The sequence below is a fragment of the Streptomyces sp. NPDC028305 genome (assembly GCF_055569495.1).
The window spans coordinates 1-16,887 of the sequence record NZ_JBVHTN010000014.1; the positions used below are offsets into that span (position 1 = coordinate 1).

15 protein-coding genes and 1 pseudogene are annotated in these 16,887 nt (G+C 70.5%); 6 read left to right on the plus strand and 10 right to left on the minus strand.

Annotated features, from left to right (window positions below; translation table 11 throughout):
• The first annotated feature begins 459 nt into the window (after positions 1 to 459).
• The 3 genes from ACZ4WQ_RS44280 to ACZ4WQ_RS44290 are packed head-to-tail and all read left to right on the plus strand — an operon-like array spanning position 460 to position 3,855.
• Positions 460 to 813 (plus strand): hypothetical protein, encoded by a 354-nt coding sequence (locus ACZ4WQ_RS44280; protein ID WP_398377320.1) that lies wholly within the window; start codon positions 460 to 462, stop codon positions 811 to 813.
• Positions 814 to 830: 17 nt separating this feature from the next.
• Positions 831 to 1,142, plus strand: a complete 312-nt coding sequence (locus ACZ4WQ_RS44285) for a hypothetical protein (RefSeq protein WP_385351130.1) — start codon at positions 831 to 833, stop codon at positions 1,140 to 1,142.
• Between the two features lie 37 nt (positions 1,143 to 1,179).
• The gene (locus tag ACZ4WQ_RS44290; RefSeq protein WP_398377316.1) at positions 1,180 to 3,855 is read left to right on the plus strand and encodes a DEAD/DEAH box helicase; all 2,676 of its coding nucleotides are present in this window, start codon (positions 1,180 to 1,182) and stop codon (positions 3,853 to 3,855) included.
• A 77-nt stretch (positions 3,856 to 3,932) separates the two neighbouring features.
• Here the strand turns inward: ACZ4WQ_RS44290 and ACZ4WQ_RS44295 are convergent, their stop codons facing one another.
• The 3 genes from ACZ4WQ_RS44295 to tap form a co-directional block, all read right to left on the minus strand.
• Entirely contained in the window at positions 3,933 to 4,712 is a 780-nt protein-coding gene (locus tag ACZ4WQ_RS44295; RefSeq protein WP_398377314.1) for a hypothetical protein, read from the minus strand.
• A 234-nt stretch (positions 4,713 to 4,946) separates the two neighbouring features.
• Complete coding sequence (gene tpg / locus ACZ4WQ_RS44300) at positions 4,947 to 5,504, minus strand: telomere-protecting terminal protein Tpg (RefSeq protein ID WP_385351139.1); 558 nt, start codon at positions 5,502 to 5,504, stop codon at positions 4,947 to 4,949.
• A gap of 10 nt (positions 5,505 to 5,514) precedes the next feature.
• Positions 5,515 to 7,737: a telomere-associated protein Tap gene (gene tap, locus ACZ4WQ_RS44305; protein ID WP_385351142.1), complete on the minus strand. Its 2,223-nt coding sequence runs from the start codon at positions 7,735 to 7,737 to the stop codon at positions 5,515 to 5,517.
• Between the two features lie 279 nt (positions 7,738 to 8,016).
• Between tap and tpg (ACZ4WQ_RS44310) the strand changes: the two genes are divergently transcribed.
• Positions 8,017 to 8,571 (plus strand): telomere-protecting terminal protein Tpg, encoded by a 555-nt coding sequence (tpg, locus tag ACZ4WQ_RS44310; protein WP_398377311.1) that lies wholly within the window; start codon positions 8,017 to 8,019, stop codon positions 8,569 to 8,571.
• A gap of 20 nt (positions 8,572 to 8,591) precedes the next feature.
• Here the strand turns inward: tpg (ACZ4WQ_RS44310) and ACZ4WQ_RS44315 are convergent, their stop codons facing one another.
• The 4 genes from ACZ4WQ_RS44315 to ACZ4WQ_RS44330 form a co-directional block, all read right to left on the minus strand.
• Entirely contained in the window at positions 8,592 to 9,692 is a 1,101-nt protein-coding gene (locus tag ACZ4WQ_RS44315) for a hypothetical protein (RefSeq protein ID WP_398377309.1), read from the minus strand.
• Positions 9,693 to 9,705: 13 nt separating this feature from the next.
• Entirely contained in the window at positions 9,706 to 10,452 is a 747-nt protein-coding gene (locus ACZ4WQ_RS44320) for an AAA family ATPase (RefSeq protein WP_398377307.1), read from the minus strand.
• Positions 10,449 to 12,158, minus strand: a complete 1,710-nt coding sequence (locus ACZ4WQ_RS44325) for a Mu transposase C-terminal domain-containing protein (protein ID WP_398377324.1) — start codon at positions 12,156 to 12,158, stop codon at positions 10,449 to 10,451. The genes ACZ4WQ_RS44320 and ACZ4WQ_RS44325 overlap by 4 nt, the downstream gene beginning before the upstream one ends.
• A 188-nt stretch (positions 12,159 to 12,346) precedes the next feature.
• The gene (locus ACZ4WQ_RS44330) at positions 12,347 to 13,672 is read right to left on the minus strand and encodes an AAA family ATPase (protein ID WP_398377305.1); all 1,326 of its coding nucleotides are present in this window, start codon (positions 13,670 to 13,672) and stop codon (positions 12,347 to 12,349) included.
• Between the two features lie 108 nt (positions 13,673 to 13,780).
• Between ACZ4WQ_RS44330 and ACZ4WQ_RS44335 the strand changes: the two genes are divergently transcribed.
• A complete protein-coding gene (locus ACZ4WQ_RS44335; protein ID WP_398377303.1) occupies positions 13,781 to 14,089 on the plus strand; it encodes a hypothetical protein in 309 nt (102 codons plus the stop codon).
• On the opposite strand, the gene ACZ4WQ_RS44340 is transcribed toward ACZ4WQ_RS44335, so the two are convergent.
• Both ACZ4WQ_RS44340 and ACZ4WQ_RS44345 read right to left on the minus strand, forming a co-directional pair.
• Positions 14,086 to 14,757 carry a hypothetical protein gene (locus ACZ4WQ_RS44340; RefSeq protein ID WP_358842865.1) on the minus strand — a complete coding sequence of 224 codons (672 nt, stop codon included), beginning with the start codon at positions 14,755 to 14,757 and terminating at the stop codon, positions 14,086 to 14,088. The genes ACZ4WQ_RS44335 and ACZ4WQ_RS44340 overlap by 4 nt on opposite strands.
• Positions 14,758 to 15,554: 797 nt before the next feature.
• Positions 15,555 to 15,926, minus strand: a pseudogene (locus ACZ4WQ_RS44345) (DUF6879 family protein); the annotation flags it as partial.
• 409 nt (positions 15,927 to 16,335) lie between these two features.
• Here ACZ4WQ_RS44345 and ACZ4WQ_RS44350 point away from each other — a divergent pair.
• On the plus strand, positions 16,336 to 16,677 hold the full coding sequence (locus tag ACZ4WQ_RS44350) for an ankyrin repeat domain-containing protein (protein WP_398377301.1): 342 nt from the start codon (positions 16,336 to 16,338) through the stop codon (positions 16,675 to 16,677).
• Here the strand turns inward: ACZ4WQ_RS44350 and ACZ4WQ_RS44355 are convergent.
• Positions 16,649 to 16,873 carry a hypothetical protein gene (locus tag ACZ4WQ_RS44355; RefSeq protein ID WP_361193481.1) on the minus strand — a complete coding sequence of 75 codons (225 nt, stop codon included), beginning with the start codon at positions 16,871 to 16,873 and terminating at the stop codon, positions 16,649 to 16,651. The two genes, ACZ4WQ_RS44350 and ACZ4WQ_RS44355, sit on opposite strands and share 29 nt — an antisense overlap.
• Between the last annotated feature and the right edge of the window lie 14 nt (positions 16,874 to 16,887).

The window sequence follows — 16,887 nt, forward strand, 5'->3', positions numbered from 1 at the left end:
CCCGCGGAGCGGGTACCACATCGCTGCGCGATGTGCAAGCGGGGCGGTCGCTGCGCTCCCGCTGGCCCTCGCGATGCGAGGGCGGGTCCCCTGCGCTGCGCTTCGGGGACTGGTGGGGCCGGTCGCTGCGCTCCCGGCTGGCCGCGTAGCGCGCGGCCGTGGTTGGCGGGGTGTCAGGTGCGGCTAGTTGGGCCTCCAGTAAGGGAGTTGGGGAGCGCTTCGCGCTCCTGGACGGGTCCGCTGCGCTCCCCTGCCTGACGGTCCTTCCGGCTGCGCCTCCAGAACCTTGGGGCCCGCTGGCCCGGGCCGGGCCGGCTACGGGGGTGGGGGTCGCTCGTTCGTGTGGGTTCTAGTGTACCGCGTGCATCAGGTTGATGCAGCATGTACCGTTGGCGGAAACATGGGACACCCCCCAACCACCCGGGAACCTCCCCGGAATTCCGAGAGGAACGACCGTAGATGACCTACGAATCTACCGGACCTGATCCTGGGCTGAGCAGCGATTTTGTGCGCCGGGTGACGCAGTACCAGACAGCGGGCGCGAACGCCCGGTTGAAGCTGATCGCGCTCCTGGAGGCGCAGGGCGTGCCCGCGGGCGAGGCCGACGACCTGATGGCCGCGCTGGAGGCCGGAGCGCTCGCCGGGGCGCAGCGCGAGGTAGAAGAGCTGGACCGTATGGCGCCGGCCTCTCAGGGCGAGGTGTCCGCAGACGCGTGGGATGACGGCGTGATGGCCGTGAGCATGGTCCTGGTGGACATCGCGGACCGCGTCTGGGGGCGGCGCGGCGGCCGGTCTGCCGGGACGCTGAACTGACCGTACACATCGCAGATGTGAGGCAGCGTGAGCGGGCGGACCTGGTGCGGCTGGAGAGGTTCGTCCGGGAGACCGTGCTGCCGCGTACCAACCCGCACACCACGGCGCGGCGCCGGGTGCTGGAGGCGCTGGGCGAGGCCGGCGGTCTGTGCACGGCCCGGACGCGGAACGCGGACGGGGATGTCGTCGTCTGCACGCTCGATGCCGGGCACTACGACCCGGACAACAAGCCGCCTTTCAAGGACGGAAAGCCGGGCGGCTGGCACAAGGCGGATGCGTCGATCTGGAACGACTTGGGTGCGGCCTGCATTCCGCACGCGGCCCTCTGAAAGACCACAAGAGTTCAGCGCTCGGGGAGGCATAGAAATGTCAGCGATTCAGCTCAAGGAACACCAGGTAGATCAGCGCTCCGCGTTTCGCAGGTGGGTGGGATTCCCTGCAAGGTCATCTGTGCCCCCGCAGGGTGCCCGGGGCACGATCGTGTCAGCGACCGGTTCGGGCAAGACGATCACGGCCGCCGCGTGCGCGCTGGAGTCGTTCGCGGACGGCCGGATCCTCGTCACCGTCCCGACCCTGGACCTGCTCGCGCAGACCGCTCAGGCGTGGCGCCTGGTGGGCCACCGGGCCCCGATGGTCGCGGTGTGCTCGCTGGAGAACGACGCGGTCCTCAAGTCGCTGGGGGTGCGGACCACCACCAACCCGATCCGGCTCTCCCTGTGGGCCGGGCACGGGCCCGTCATCATGTTCGCCACATACGCCTCTCTCGTGGACCGCGAGGACTTCGACGACCCGACGGGCCAGCGGAAGGTTCGCGGTCCGCTGGAGGCCGCCCTGGCGGGCGGAGACCGGCTGTACGGCCAGCGCATGGCGGGCTTCGACCTCGCGATCGTGGATGAGGCGCACGGCACCGCCGGTGGCCTCGGACGGCCATGGGCCGCGATCCACGACAACCAGAGGATCCCCGCCGACTTCCGGCTCTACCTCACCGCGACCCCGCGCATCCTCGCCGCAGCCCGGCCACAGAAGGGAGCGGACGGCCAGGAGGTGGAGATCGCGACCATGGCCGACGACCCGGAGGGCACGTACGGCGCGTGGCTTGCAGAACTCGGTCTGAGCGAGGCGATCGAACGCGAGATCCTCGCCGGGTTCGAGATCGACGTCCTGGAGATCCGCGACCCCTCGCCGGTCCTCGGGGAGTCGGAGGAGGCGCGGCGGGGCCGGCGTCTGGCCCTGTTGCAGACGGCGCTCCTAGAGCACGCAGCCGCATACAACCTCCGTACGGTCATGACCTTCCACCAGAAGGTGGAGGAAGCCGCGGCGTTCGCGGAGAAGCTGCCGGAGACCGCTGCCGAGCTGTACCTCAACAACGCCTCAGACGAGGACCTGGCCGCCGCAGACAAGCTGCCGAAATCCTCCATCGACGCGGAGTTCTACGAACTCGAGGCCGGCCGCCATGTCCCGCCGGACCGGGTGTGGTCGGCGTGGCTGTGTGGCGACCACCTCGTGGCCGAACGCCGGGAAGTGCTCAGGCAGTTCGCCAACGGCATCGACGCGGCCGGGCGCCGGGTGCACCGCGCCTTCCTCGCGTCCGTGCGGGTGCTCGGGGAGGGCGTGGACATCACCGGCGAGCGGGGCGTGGAAGCCGTCTGCTTCGCCGACACTCGCGGTTCGCAGGTGGAGATCGTGCAGAACATCGGCCGCGCGCTCCGGCTCAACAAGGACGGCTCCACCAAGGTCGCCAGGATCATCGTGCCGGTGTTCCTGGAGCCGGGCGAGGACCCGACCGACATGGTCGCCTCCGCCAGCTTCAAGCCGCTCGTGGCCGTGCTCCAGGGACTGCGCAGCCACGATGAGCGCCTGGTCGAGCAGCTCGCTTCCCGCGCGCTCACCAGCGGCAAGCGCAAGGTGCACGTCCGGCGTGACGAGGACGGGCAGATCGTCGGGGCCGGCGGGGAGGGCGACTGCGAGGACCAGGAGCAGGACGACACTCAGGCCGCCGCCGAAGCGGCGCTGCTGCACTTCTCCAGCCCGCGCGACGCGGCGACGATCGCGGCGTTCCTGCGCACCCGGGTCTACCGGCCGGAGTCGCTGGTGTGGCTGGAGGGCTACCAGGCCCTGCTGCGCTGGCGGGCGGAGAACGAGATCACCGGCGTCTACGCCGTGCCCTATGACGTGGAGGTCGAGGTCGGGGTCACGAAGGACTTCCCCCTCGGGCGGTGGGTGCACCAGCAGCGCAAGGCACTGCGGGCGGGTGAGCTGGAGGACCGGCGCAAGGTCCTCTTGGACGCGCCGGAGGCCGGGATGGTCTGGGAGCCGGGCGAGGAAGCGTGGGAGGCCAAGCTCGCCGCGCTCCGGTCGTACCGGCGGGCCACCGGGCACCTCGCGCCGCGTCAGGACGCGGTGTGGGGCGAGGGCGAGGCGATGGTGCCCGTCGGGCAGCACATGGCCAACCTCCGGCGGAAGGGTGCGAAGAACGGCCTGGGCAAGGACCCGGAGCGGGCCGCCGTGCGCGCGGCGCAGCTGACGGAGATCGACCCGGACTGGGACTGCCCGTGGCCGCTGGACTGGCAGCGCCACTACCGGGTGCTCGCCGACCTGGTCGACGCCGACGGCGTCCTGCCCTACATCGCGCCGGGCGTCGTCTTCGACGGCGACGACGTGGGCAAGTGGCGGTGGCGGCAGCAGGAACCGGGCACCTGGGCGCAGCTCCTCCCCGAGCAGCAGGAGCAGCTGACCGCGCTCGGCATCAACGCCCCTGCGGCCCCGTCTCCCGCCCCGACGACGCCCCGTGCGACGAAGGGCCCGAGCAAGGCGCAGCAGGCGTTCCAGCGCGGCCTGGCGGCCCTCGCGCAGTGGGTGGAACGGGAAGGCGCGGAGCGGCCGGTGCCGCGCGGCCACGGTGAACAGATCGCGGTCGACGGCGAGACGGAGCCGGTCGTCGTGAAGCTGGGCGTGTGGGTCTCGAACACCAAGACCCGCCGCGACAAGCTCACCCAGGAGCAGCGGGCAGCGCTCACGGAACTGGGCGTCGAATGGACATAGCAAGTGGCCGAACCTTTAACCGGACCGCACGAGGCGCCGGTCCGTCATGGCAACACCCGGGGTCTCGCGCTGCAGTGTCATAGCGAGTTGCTGCGTGCCTTGTACCGCTTGGCCGTGTGCTCCAAGAGCTTTCGGCAGGCCTCTGCCATGTCCTTGAGCTGCTCGTCATCGATGACAACGTTCAGCACGAACCCACCATTCGTGGTGGGCATCGCCCCGCGGACTTCCGAAGCACGGAGGTTAGGCCAGAAGCGACCATGAGCAAAGCCGGAGGCCACACGCCACAGCGCCTGAGTCGAGGTGGGATCGAGTCCAGCGCTCGCAGCGGCTTCACTGATGATGCCTGTGGCCTCGGGCTTCATCAGCTTGGGAAGACCGAGGCTGTCGGCCAGTTGCTGGACCTCCGCCCGGCGCTCTTGGCCCGTCCTGCCTCTGGGGCCCGCGACGTGGTTGGTGTCGGACTCGTGCTGCGCACGGTTACGAAAGTCTTCGGCCCACAGTGAGAGCACTCGGTGGCGGCGCTGGTCCCGATCCTTGCCGTGCAGGAGCCATACAGCCGTGGCGAAGTTCTCCAGAGCAGCACGCAGCAGAGTCCAAGGGCTGTACGGATCGATCTGACCTGCGACGGCCACGAGTTTCGTCAGGGCTTCAACCTGAATCGGGCCAGCGGAAAACGAGGACTGGATGAACTTGGCGGCGCCCCATGCCTTCAGGGGTTCATCGTCTTTGATCAGGCTGCTGCCCGGCACAGGGTCAGGCAGCAGGAAGAAGTGGTTGTCGCCTCGGTATGCTGCGGCGGCGCTGAAGAGTGGTACGAGGTAGGAGACGTCTTCTCGCCCCGTAGCGGACGCGCTCATGGCTTCACCGTACGCCGCCTGTGAGATGCATCGCCTGCAGTTTTATCCTCCCCACTGATGTGGGGCTGCCAACGCACAGCGCGGCGTCCCCTGCCGACGCTCAACAGCAGGGAGCGCGCCCCGGTCCCCAACAGCGTCCTGCAACGGTGCGCCGGTCAGCGGTCCAGTGCGGGCAGGGTGGGCCAGGCCGGTACCGAGCATGACGCGGTCGACGGGCCCGCGGCTGTTCGGGATCTACAGGTCGAACTCGAGGTGCTCAATACCGGTGAAGCGGACCTCCTCCAGCTGGCCAGCGCGGCGGCTGTTGTCCTGGAAGTACACCTCCTTGAGCGCTTCGGCGGCGATCTGCTGGAGCTGCTGGTCGGTAGCGCCCTGCTCCTGGGCGTCGAAGAGGCGGGCGGCGTACTGCGGCGGCAGCGCCACGGTCAAGTGCCGGAGGCGGTCCTCGTCCGTCGTCCCGATCGGCGCGGTGTAGCCGATCCGAGCGCGGGTGTCGATGACGATGCCGCCGGTGGTCGCCGCCTTCTGACGCGCCTTGGCACGGATCTGCGGCTGCCACCGCTTCTTCACCTCCCGCTCCAGGCGTGCGGCGAGGTCCGGCCGGGGCTTTTTGATCTGGTCCTTCACGTACCGCTCCACGGTGCGCTGGGAGATCCGCAGCATCTGGGCGACCGGCTTGGTGCCCTTGAGCTGCTTGACCAGGTACCGCATCTGCGCGCCCGCAGTCTTGGGCACCGGACGGGTGAACGCCTTGTGCACCGCGGCGTCCAGGCCGTTGCCGAACAGGCTCATCGCGCTCTACCTACTCCCCGGTGTCCTGGGCGGTGACGGTGCCGTCCTTGATGTACCGAGCGAGATTGAGCTCCGGGGCGTTGAACTGCTCGCGGACGCCCTCGCCCCACAGCACGCTCTGGGTTCCCTCCCACTTCACCAGGCCCGGGTTCACACCGAGCTTGAAGCCGCCCGGCAGCGGCTTGCCGTCCCGGTAGGGCAGGAAGTCCAGCGGCGACGGCCCGTCGGAGGCGTAGACGGCGCAGTCCGAGAGGACGGCCACCGGATACTGCCCGGTGAAGGCTGCGTGCTTGACGATCTTGCGGTGCATGTTGATGCGGGTGCGGGAGATGACGGCGGCGCGGATGTCCGGGCGCCAGGTGGGCCGGGCAAGGGCCCGCCACGGCTGCCCGGGCTTCCAGCCCTCCCCGCGCGGGCGCTCACGCAGCTTGCCGATGCCGCCCTTGACCGTCGCCTTGATCGCGGACACCACGACCGCCAGCTGAGGGTCACGCTGCCGGTAGCCGTCCATCGCCGTGAGGAAGTCGGCCGACGGCAGGTCCGCGTGCACGCCGAGGTCGGCCATCGTGGCGAGGTAGGCGTCGCGCAGCCGGTTGTACCAGGCGTCCAGGTAACGGCCGTTGTCGTGGCGGACGTACGCCTCGATCGGGCGCACGTCGTAGCCGAGCTCCACCGCGTAGGCCACGGTCGGCGTGGCGTACCAGGCTGGCCCCTCCGGGCCCTCGCCCTTCGGGGTGAACGGGCTCGGCAGCAGCTCGCCGTCCAGGTCCGTCCACTGCCTTGCGAGCTTCACGCGGGACAGGTCGACGTGGCTCAGGTCGACCAGCCAGGAGCCGGGCAGTTTCGGATCGAAGACGGGGTTCTTGATGTGCGTCGGCGCCCCAAGGCCGACCGTGAGGCCGTTCGCGCCGGCGGCGAAGGCCATGTTCACGTCGATGCCCACCAGGTGAGGGCGAAGGCATTCGGCGTCGGTGAGCGGGCGCGCCCAGTCGTACGCCTCCTCCACCAGGACCTCGGCTGGGGTGCGGTGGTGGAAGCGCGGCAGGTCCTTCAGCAGCGGGTGCCCGTCGGGTGCCTCGCATGGCGCGCAGTCCACCGGGTCCTTGCCCAGCGAGCCGGGGTTGTGCTCGGAGTGTCGCTTGCCCGTCGCATCCGGTTCGGAGGCGCGGGTGGGCGGGTGCAGGGCGGTCATCAGCTCCAGGCCGGTCACGGCGGTGGAGCCGCGCGGTGTCATCACGCGGGCCGCATACGTGCCCAGCAGCCGGGCGAGTTCCGCCGGTGGCAGCTGCCCCGCATTCGCCCAGTGCCGGGTGTCGAGCGCGTCCCACGATGGGATGCACAGCTGCACGCATGCCCGCTCCGCGCCCTGCGCGGGGCGGTAGATCCTCGCCCACGGCCCGAACCCGCGCTTGGTCAGCTGCCAGTCGGCGCGCGTCAGCTGCCTGATGACCTTGTGGCCCTCCGGGATCCGTCCGGCCAGGCGCTCCTGCTGTGTGAGCGTGACGGGCAGGCCGTAGTGCTCGCACGCGGCCTCGGTCAGCACGATCAGCGGGTCGGCGTCCTTGCCCGGCCCGGACAACTTCGGCTGGCCGAGCAGCCCTTCGCGCAGCGTCCACTCCACCAGGGCCGCAATCGACTTCGCCGGTACGTCCAGGACCAGGCCGCCGACGCAGTACGCCAGCACCTGACCATCTGCGTCGACGTCGACGATGGCGAGCGGACCGTTCTCGAAACGCGGATCGGCGCCGCCCGCCGGGGTGCCTGCGGGGGCGGCCTTCTTCGCGGCCGGACCGCGCGGCGTCGGCCTGGTCGTGGCCGCCGGGCGCGGTACAGCGGCAGGGGCGGCGGGGCGGAGTGCGGTGTTCGCAGGCTCCGCAGCGGGGCCTGTGGGTGCGGTGCGGGCTTGGGCCGGTTCGGCTGCCGGTGGCGCAGGAGCGGCCGGAACGGCAGGCGTTCCGGGGACCGCCCTGTCCTCAGGGGGCACCGGAGCGTTGGCGGGGTAGAGCTGGGCGAGCTGCTTGAGCATGCGGGCGTATGCGTCGCGCTCCGGCGGCCGCGGCTCGGTCTTGCCGGCCTCCCAGCCGCTGACCGTCGCCCGCCGCACCTGCAGTGCGGCAGCCACCTCGTCCAGCGTCAGCCCGTGCGCCTGGCGCAGCCGCTTGCGTTCCGCCGGGGGCGGCAGCGGGGAGCGGGACGCGATGAGCGCGTCGACCGCGTCGAACAGCTCGGACATGCAGCACCTCCTGTCCCGCAACCCTAGCGTGAAGCGCACGTTTCGCGTACCAAACACGTACGGATTCCGTAAACGGCGGTTGGTGGCACGGTTGCCCTGGAAGGGCGGCGCCTTCGGGCTTCGGTTGCTGCGAGCTCTTCAGCCGTCTTTAGCCGAGGGTTTGCGGTGGCGTCTTGGCTTTGCCTGAACTGGCCGGAGGGAGCGGCATGGCGTGAGAGATCTGGAGGAGCAGACGGCCGTGCACCAGCCATCGCGGGGGCAGAACGCTCGGGGGCGGGAATGGGTGAGATCGTCAAAGGACTCGAACGAGCGTTGCTGACCCGTCCCGTGCCCACGAGTGACGCCGCTGTACGTTTCCTACTCAAGACGCAGAAGGGCTCCACAAAGAACGTAGCTGTCCTCCTGGGGATCTCCCAGCGCACGGTACAGAGGTGGGTCACCACCCGGCCGGGAATGCGCCGCCGCCCCAGTGCTGTGCATGCGGGGCTGATCGACGAGGCCGTCAGGGCACGATGGCAGCCTCTGGTACGCGCCCGCCAGCGAGCCCGGGCCGAGGCCGACGGCTTTGTCTTCCACACCAGGGCGCGGTTCGGATTCGCCGCTCCGGCAGGATCGTCGGACGATCCGCGAGTACGGCTGATCACCCAGTATCTGTCGGGAGAAGTGGCCCGCGAGCTGTTCGCCGCCCGGGACGCCGGCGGGGGCGAGCAGCAGCAGATGGTGGTCCTCGCCCGTGCTTTGGGGCATGCCTACTTCCGGGACGGAGGCCTGCGTGCCCACGGTCTCGGGATCGCCTTCACCGATGTGGAGTTCGCCGAGTTCTCCATCGGCTGACCGTGCACCAGGGTTCGGGCTCAGCGCGAGGGCGGGGTCTGGTGCCGTGTCAGCATCGCGTCGTAGTGCTGTGCTTCCTTGCGTTCGCGCCAGTCCCACTCGATACGGCCGGTGCGCTGGTCGGCGGGCGGCTGGGGCGGTCGGAGCCTAGCGCCCTCGGCCACGCGCAGCAGGTGGGTGCGGTCGTGGGGGCCTGCCAGCAGATGTGGGTCCTGGCCGGGCTCGAGCCGGGCAAAGCACACGGCGGCCTTCAGGAAGACGCGCGCCCACGGCGGCACCCGGTAGGTGGCGCAGCCGTCGGTGTAGCGGGCGCGGTCGTGCAGGGTCAAGGTGGCTGCGGCGTCGTCGTAGTCGCCGGGGCAGGCGGTGGCGAGCTGATGGAAGGAAGCGCCGGTGAAGAGCGAGGCGGCGACGGCGGCGGCCAGGCGGGGATGGGCGGTCGCGGCGGCCAGGCGCCGGGCGGCTTCCCGGGATGTCCGCCGGGTGAGAGGTGCGGGTGGCGGGCGGTGCCGGAAGACGATCGGCGGCGGTGCGCACGGGGCGGTGCAGGGGATGGGGCTGTCGTAGGAGACCAGGCGCTCCAGTGCGGGCAGAGTGAGCCACCGATCTGTCGGCTGGGCGGGCTCGTCGGCAGGCTGGGGTACGGGAGCGGTCGTGCCGTAGTAGTGGCGTCGGGCGGCCTGGAAGTCGGCGGTGATGGCGTAGTCGGCCCTTTCCAGAGCTTGGTGCAGGGCAGCGGGCAGGTGGGGGCGGTGGCAGACCAGGGTCAGGTGGATACCCGTTAGGGCGCGCAACTGCAGGAGGCTCATCGTGCGGCGGGCGGTGAGGCGGTGGGCGCGCAGGACGGTCAGCCGGTTCACGGGCAGGGCGGTCATCCAGGCGGCAGCGGCTTCCCAGGCGGGCTGACGGCCGGCGGGGAAACGCCCCGGGAGGAGGGGCGGTTTACCCAGGGCGGCGAGAAGGTCGTGGGCGAGGCCGGTTTCACTGGTGGTGCCCGGGCCGGGGTGCAGGGTGATCCGGCCGGACGGCGGATGGTGGGCGGCCAGGGCGGTGTGCGTGTGAACCGCATCGTCGCCCGGGTCGATGACCACGGCGACCGGCGGTGGCGCGGCGGACGGCATCGCGGCGTGGTGGTCAGGCGAGGCGGCTGAAGGCCCAGCGCAGCAGTTCCTGGTCGACGCGGGGGCGGCCGGTGCGGGTCAGGGCGGTGCGGGTGTGGGCGGTCAGCTGGGCCCAGGCGCGGAAGTTGCCGTGTGCGGCGTGCTGGTCGGCGAAGGTGATGTCGTCGGGGTCGGCGTCGGCCCAGACGGGGTGAAACAGGGGGATGGCCTCGAGAACTTCGCTGGGGGTGAGGCGGGTGAAGTGCTGCCAGATGAAGATGCGGGAGGAGAGCATCGGTTCACGGCGCAGCACGGTGTGGCAGCCCTCCCCGCCGACGAAGATGATCGCGAGCTGGGTTGAGGGTTCGTCCCACAGGTAGCGGAAGTATTCGAACGCCTCCCCGTTGAGCCACTGGGCCTCGTCCACGAGGAAGGTGCGGGGGCGTTCGGCCAGGGCGGTCTTCAGCAGGCGGTCGAACTCGCTGGGGTGGCGCGGTGGTTCACCGGCCAGGTCGAGCGCGGTGAACAGTTCATAGCGCACCGCACGGGCGGTGGGACGGGCCCGGAAGGTGATCTTGCGGACGTCCTCGCCGGGTTCGAGTTCGCGCAGGCAGGTGTTGACGGCAAGGGTCTTGCCGAAGCCGGCGCCGCCGTGGATGCACATCATGGCGCGGGCGGCGACGGTGTCGCCGATGTTCTCCCGAGCGGTGAGCAGGGCGCGGGTGGTGACCACTGACGCGTCCGGGAGGTCGACGTACTGGTAGGTGGCCGCGGCGGTCACGAGGCATCTCCGTCTGCGTCGGTGGCGGGGTGTTCAGCCGGCTCGGGCGGGCCGTCCGGGGCGGGGGCAGGATCGCGGCCGGGCGGAGCCGGTGCGGGCTGGTCGGAGGTGGTGAGCGCGGCGAGGGAAGCGGGTGTGCGCCACCCCGCCGGTGGTGCGGCGGGCGGGATGAGGTCCGGCAGCGCCAGCTTCGAGGCGTCGGTGTGCTCGACGGCGGCTAGTTCACGCCCGGCTTGAGCGGAGGTGAGGGCTCCCAGCCGCTGGGCCGGCCCGGCCGTGGTGGCCGGGGCGAAGCGCTGTCGGCGCAGTGCCTCGGCGGCTTTCACCTCGGCGCGCAGACGTCGGGCACGCTCCGCACGGGCTGTGCGCAGGGCCTCGAGTTGTTCGGGGGTGGCCGCGTCCGCGAGGTGCGCGGGCCCGAGATACCCGCCGTTCGCGTCACAGATGTCGATCTCGTGATCGTGGTGCGGCATGTAGCGCACTGTGACGGGACGGCCGGCCTGGCCGGTCATCCATGGGGCGATGTAGGTGCGCCCGCGCCACCGCACGCCATGGCTGGTCAGCTTCCGCGGGCGGCCGTCGTCTTCGAGGGTGAACGTCCACAGGTCGGTGGCGGGGACGTCCGTGACGGGAGTCGGATCGGCCTGCCATGCCTCGAGCGGCGTACGGCCGGACAGCGCCTGCGGCCGGTGCTCGGTGTTCCACCAGTGTGTCCAGGCCAGCACTTCCGCTGTGAAGTCCTGAAACGACATGGCATCGGACGTCTCCGGCTTGCGGCCCGCGCCTTTGCTTCGCCGGCCGGAGCGGGGCTTGGCGGAGGTGAGGGTGTAGCCGGGCAGGGCCGCGAACAGCATCCGGTCGACGGCCCGGTTGAGGTTTTCCACTGTGCCCTTGAGATGGGGGCTGTAGGCGGGCAGGTCCTTCACCGTCACGCCCATCGTGCCGAACGCGGCAGTGACGGTGGTCGACAGGAAGTCCTTGCCCCGGTCCACCCGCACCTGCTCCGGTGTCCCTCCCGCGGGGCCATAGGGCTCTTCACGCAAAACAGCGGCGCGCAGCGCGACCAGCACGGAGGCGCGGGAAGGAACGCCAGGAGTGATCGCGGTGCCGGTGATGACTTTGGTGGCGGTGTCGATGAACCAGGTCACCCACGGGCGCACCAGGTCGCCGTCGGCATCGACCAGCAGCGGTGCCTGGACGTGATCGGTCTCCCACACGTGATTGCGCCAGGAGGCCGCCCGTTTGCCGAAGACGTCGTGCGCGCGTGCCGCGTCCGGTCCCGCGGCAAGACCGGCCCGCTCCCCCGCAGTGAGATCACGACGCACCGCGCGCAAGAACGTCGACAGCGACGGCACCGGGTCCAGCAACGGCACCGCAGCCGGCGGGGCGCCCGCGGGAGAGGCTGCGGATTCAGACGCCGTCGTCGGCTGACCGTCACGGCCGCGCGTCTCGGCCCGGGCCACCAACTGGCGGTGGACCGCGGATGCGTTGCCGCGCCAGTACGCCAGCAGTACCCGGATCTCCCTGGTGATCTCGAACCGGTCAACGCTGCGTTCCCCGGGACGGACCGCGGCCCGGGGTGACCGTGAGGCCTCAGCCAGCCACCGCCACACCGTCCGCTCCGACACGCCCAGGCACTCCCCGGCCAGGCGCACATGCTCCCGCGACAGCCGCCGCTCGGCGCGCAGCGCCAACAGACGACGCACCGCCGGCGCCCGCAACGCCGTCAACGACTTCTCCCTCAGCACACCGGCCGGATCCTGCGGCGGCGCCAGCGGCTGTCCGTCCACCCCATGCCCCTTCGTCTCATCCGCTTCCATGGAGCCCGCATTCGCTCACCTCGTCCAAACGGGTGAAGGCCCCCGTACACGAGCCCTTCGAGCCGCCCGGATCGTCATGAATAGGGCCCAAGACGCGCGCAGGCCTGCTCGATCAGCTCCCGGTCCACACTCCTTGCGGGGTCGCGCTCGCGGGCCGCGTAGACGTGCGACGTGATCTTCGCCCAGGTACGGAAATTGCCGCGTGCCATCTGCTCGTCCACCCGCGCAACGTCGTCCGCATCCGCCTGCGCCCACACCGGATGGAACAGGCTCAGCGTCTGCGGCACCCCAGACGCATCCAGCCGGCCAACCTGATGCCAGGTCAACACCCGCGAGCGCAGCGCCGAAGCGCGGGCAAGAGCCCGTTCACTTCCCGCCCCGCACAGCACCAGCGCCGCCGCACAGCCCGGCGCGTCCCACAACTGCCGCAGATAGTCCAGCAACGGCGGCGTCAGACGCTGGGCGTCATCGAGAAACAGCACACCCGGCTCGGCCAGGGCCCGCATCAGAGCCTGGCTGGCCGGCCCGGCCCGGTGCGGCAGCGCCCCCGCCGGCAGCCCGAGCGCTTCGCACAGCGAGGCCCGCAGCTGCGGCAGACCGGGCGCCACCCCGGCCACCGCCCGCCACACCGGCACCCGGCCAGGCAGAAGATGCAACGCCTGCTCGACGGCGACCGTCTTCCCCAGGCCCGTGTCCCCGTACACACAGCACATCCCCCGGGCCGCGACCGTATGCCCCACCGCCTCCACCACACCGGCCACCTGCCGCGTCGACACCAGCCGGGCCCCCGGCACGTACAACCGCACACCGCCGCCCCGCACCCCCGTATCCGCGGCGCCCTCCGGCACCGGCACGTCGGCGGGCGGCCCGTCGACAACAAGCGGACCACCCGCCCTGTCCACGAGCCCCAAATCCGCCAGTGCCAGGTCATACCGGCTCGGCTCCAGCCCGGCCCGGGCCCCTGCCGGACGGGCCACCTCAAGAACCCGGCCCGCACCCAGATCCCGCTTGATCACACGGTGCAACGTCGGCAACGAGGGCACACACTCCGCGCCCCACCCCTCCAACACGCCCTCTTCCTGGGCCCGGAGCATCCTGCGCCGCAACTCCGCGACATTCCCGCCCGCCTCCGCGAGGACCTCCCACAACGCGTCACTCAGCGAAAACCCGTCCTGCCGCGGCCGCGCCTCGACATGGCCCCGGCGCCCATCGGCCAGCCACCGCCATACCGTCCGCTCCGACACTCCCGCCAGTTCCGCCGCGATCCGCACATGCAACCCCGACAGCGCCCCTCCCCCATCCACCGCAAGAAGCCGCCGCACCACCACACCCCGCGCCAACGGCGCACCCCCGGCCGATCCCACCTCGGCCCCACCCGCCGAACCACCCTGAACCGTCACACGGCCCAGCCCACCCGACCCCACACATCCCTCACATAGGAACAGCGAAAGCCATGACAGCCAGGAACCAACCTGCTAGCCGCACCACAACATCCGCTTGGTCACCCCATGACAGCGACCACAACCCCGTCCTGCACCCGCTACCAGGACATCCACACCGCGATCCCGCTGACGCCCACCCGCTGCCACCCCACCGCCCACTCACACGGATTCACCCCCGCGGCGTCGATCGCGGACCGGATCAGGGCGCGGGCGGCATCGCCGTGCACCGGTGAGGGTTTCGACCACGGTGTGCTGGTCATCGCAGAGGCAGAAGGCCTCCGCACCAATGAACCGATGACCGCCCTGCTCCGCGGCGAACTCCACACGGCCCGGGGGCGGACCCCCATGCACCCCGGGCCGTCCGCGGCACCCTAGAACGAGCGGCTCAGGCGGAGTGACAGGTAGCAGCCGCCGGCGCGGCCGTCCGTGTCGTCGCCCACCGTCACAGATTTGGTCTCATCGACCGTGTCCCAGCCGCCCTGCGGAATGTACCCCCTGCACTGCCCCGAGGCATCGCGCCCGCCATCGCCGTACCACTGCACGTCGAGCCGAATGTCCGAGCGGCCGGACAGGGCGAAGGTGAGGTTGCACCAGCCCGCGCGGTTGTCGGTGTCCACCCGGATGCTGTCGCCGAATGTCTTGTACGTCTTGATCGGGATCGTGTGCGTGCCCTCGTTCTCGCACTGGCTCTCGTCGCTGCCGGGCTCCACCATCCAGGTGTAGGTGACGTTCAGGCCCGCGAGAGTGTTCGACGGGTCGTAGATGCCGAAGGCCAGCTGGCAGCCGCCCGCGCGGTTGTCGGTGTCCAGGCGGATGGTGGAGGTCCAGTCGGGCGCGGTGACCCACCGCTCCGGCGGATTCGTCGGCCCGTCGCACTGGCCGTCTCCGTCGGGGTAGAACCGGACGCCCAGTTCGGGCGCGGCGTTGGCCGAGGACGGCGCCGCGTCGGCCGATGTGGCCGACAGGCCGCTCACCATCAGTAAGCCGACCGCCAGCACGACCGCCCGTCGGGCCGATCTGCTGCCCAGCTTCTGCTTTCTCACGTGTGTCTCCCACGATGTCTTCGGTTGATCCGGAAAAGATGCCGAACCGTGCCACGAGCGTGAATGACCATCAGTGAATTCCCGTTGGTGCGATGGAGCGGAGAGGAACAGAGAGGTACGGAGAGAAAGGGAGGGCAGAATGGGCCCCTCCAAACCGAGGCGCCGCACCGACGGCGCGGCGACGACGCCAAATTATCCAGGGCACATCAGGACAAGCAGTAAGGCCGATACCGGCCAGGTACGGTCAAAATCGGGCAATGCCCGTCCGAAATCAGCGCCACCGGGCCGTACCGGACAACCGTGATCACCGTGCCGGGCCCCTCCGCACGAAGACCTGAGGCCAGCGCCCGATGGGCACGTGATCGCCGCTCACCACGCTTTGGTGCGACGGTTCTCTTCTCACCACACAGCAGCCCCAGCAGGAGGCGGCAGGAGGCGGCAGGATGCCGGCCAACGCCACCGCGCGTGTGCGCATCGCCTGCCCGTCACATGACCTGGAAGCGGCGGAGAGGCTCCGGGTCTCCGGCCTCGGCATCCTGTACCGGCATACCCCGGACGGTACCCCTGGTGACCACCCGCCCCTGATGGCCGGCCGGCCCCACGCCGCGTGGCACTTCGAGCTGACCCGCGGCCCCACACCCCCTCCCCCCACGGACCCGCGTCCGGCACGCGACGACCCCTTGGTGATCCACCTCGACGAACCGGAGCCGGACCTCCTGGCGGAAAGCCTCGAACGACACGGCGGCAAACCAGTACCGGCACACAACCCCTACTGGGACACTCGGGGCGTCGCCGGTGCCGGTGCCAGTGAAGTGGCGGAACTGCACGATCCGCCCGCCCGGGAGCCAGAACTGGAAGCCAGCGGACGTCCTCGCCGCCCTGGAGGTTCACGGGAGTAATGGCGTGCTCGTAGCGGATGCAGCCGGTGACCGGCTCGGAGACAATCCGAGCACGGCGCATCATCACCCCGCGAGCGACCGCGCCGGTGACCAGCCGTACCCACCGCGGCCAGAACGACAGGGGACGGGTCGGGTCCGGCGACGCCGGTGCGCAGGAATTCCCCGTAGTCCTCCTTCTCGTCGCCCACCGCGCAGGAGTCGCGCGTCTCCAGATGGACGGCGCCTTCGCCGGGTGGCGGCCAGCAGCTCAGCGAAGGTCACGGTGCTCAGCGGCACCGCACGCCTCCCACAGGACCGGCACCATACGGGCCGGGATACCGATCACTCGTCCGTGCAGGGGAATCCCCGCCCCGTGCCCCGGGCCCCCGCTCGGTGGTACCGACCGCATTGAGGAGGACGGCGGCCTCCTCTCCCTGGAGGATCACGTGCGCGGTCTCCTCCGCCGCCCACACGGCGGGTGATCCCTCGCCACCCGTGTTCGGGTCCGTCCCGACGAACCGCAACGTCATCGCGGCCTCCCCCGCCGAGTCGACTGCGCACAGTTGCAGACGACCGTCCCGCGCGCCGCTGCCAGCAGTCGAGGTTCTGAATCGGCGGTGAAAAGGGTGTCTCGATTGGCGTTGGATGCGCCTGAGAAAGCTGGTGGCCGGCAAGCCGAACCACGCGCTTGGATGACGCGATGGACGACGACTTCTTCCGGACTCCGGCACATCGTGCGGTTGAACTCGAAGATGCCGAGACCCTTGCCCGCCTGCTCGCGGACGGAGCCGATCCCAACAAGGTCTTCGGACAGGCGACGCTCCTCACCCATGCACTCGATGTGGAGGGGGACGGTGCCCTGCAGAGCCGTCAGCCGCTGACCGTGCACACCACGGCGATCCTGCTTGCTTTCGGGGCCGACCCTGAGCTGCACGACCCGTATGGGGACACTCCCATGGACGTCGCAGAGCGCTACGACCACCAGCCTGCGATCAAGCTGCTCTCAGAGCACATCAATCTGCCTGGCGGCGGCAGCAGATGAGGGCTGCGGCGATACCGGTGAAGGCGAGGAAGTACTCGGCCTTCCGCTCATAGCGGCCGTGCAGGCAGCGGCAGCCGGTGAGCCAGGCCAAAGTGCGCCCGATCACCCAGCGGTGCCGACCGAGTCGGCCACAGGTATCGACGCCGCGGCGGGCGACGCGCGGGACGACCTGGCGACGGCGCAGCCAGTAACGCAAGTGATCAAAGCCGT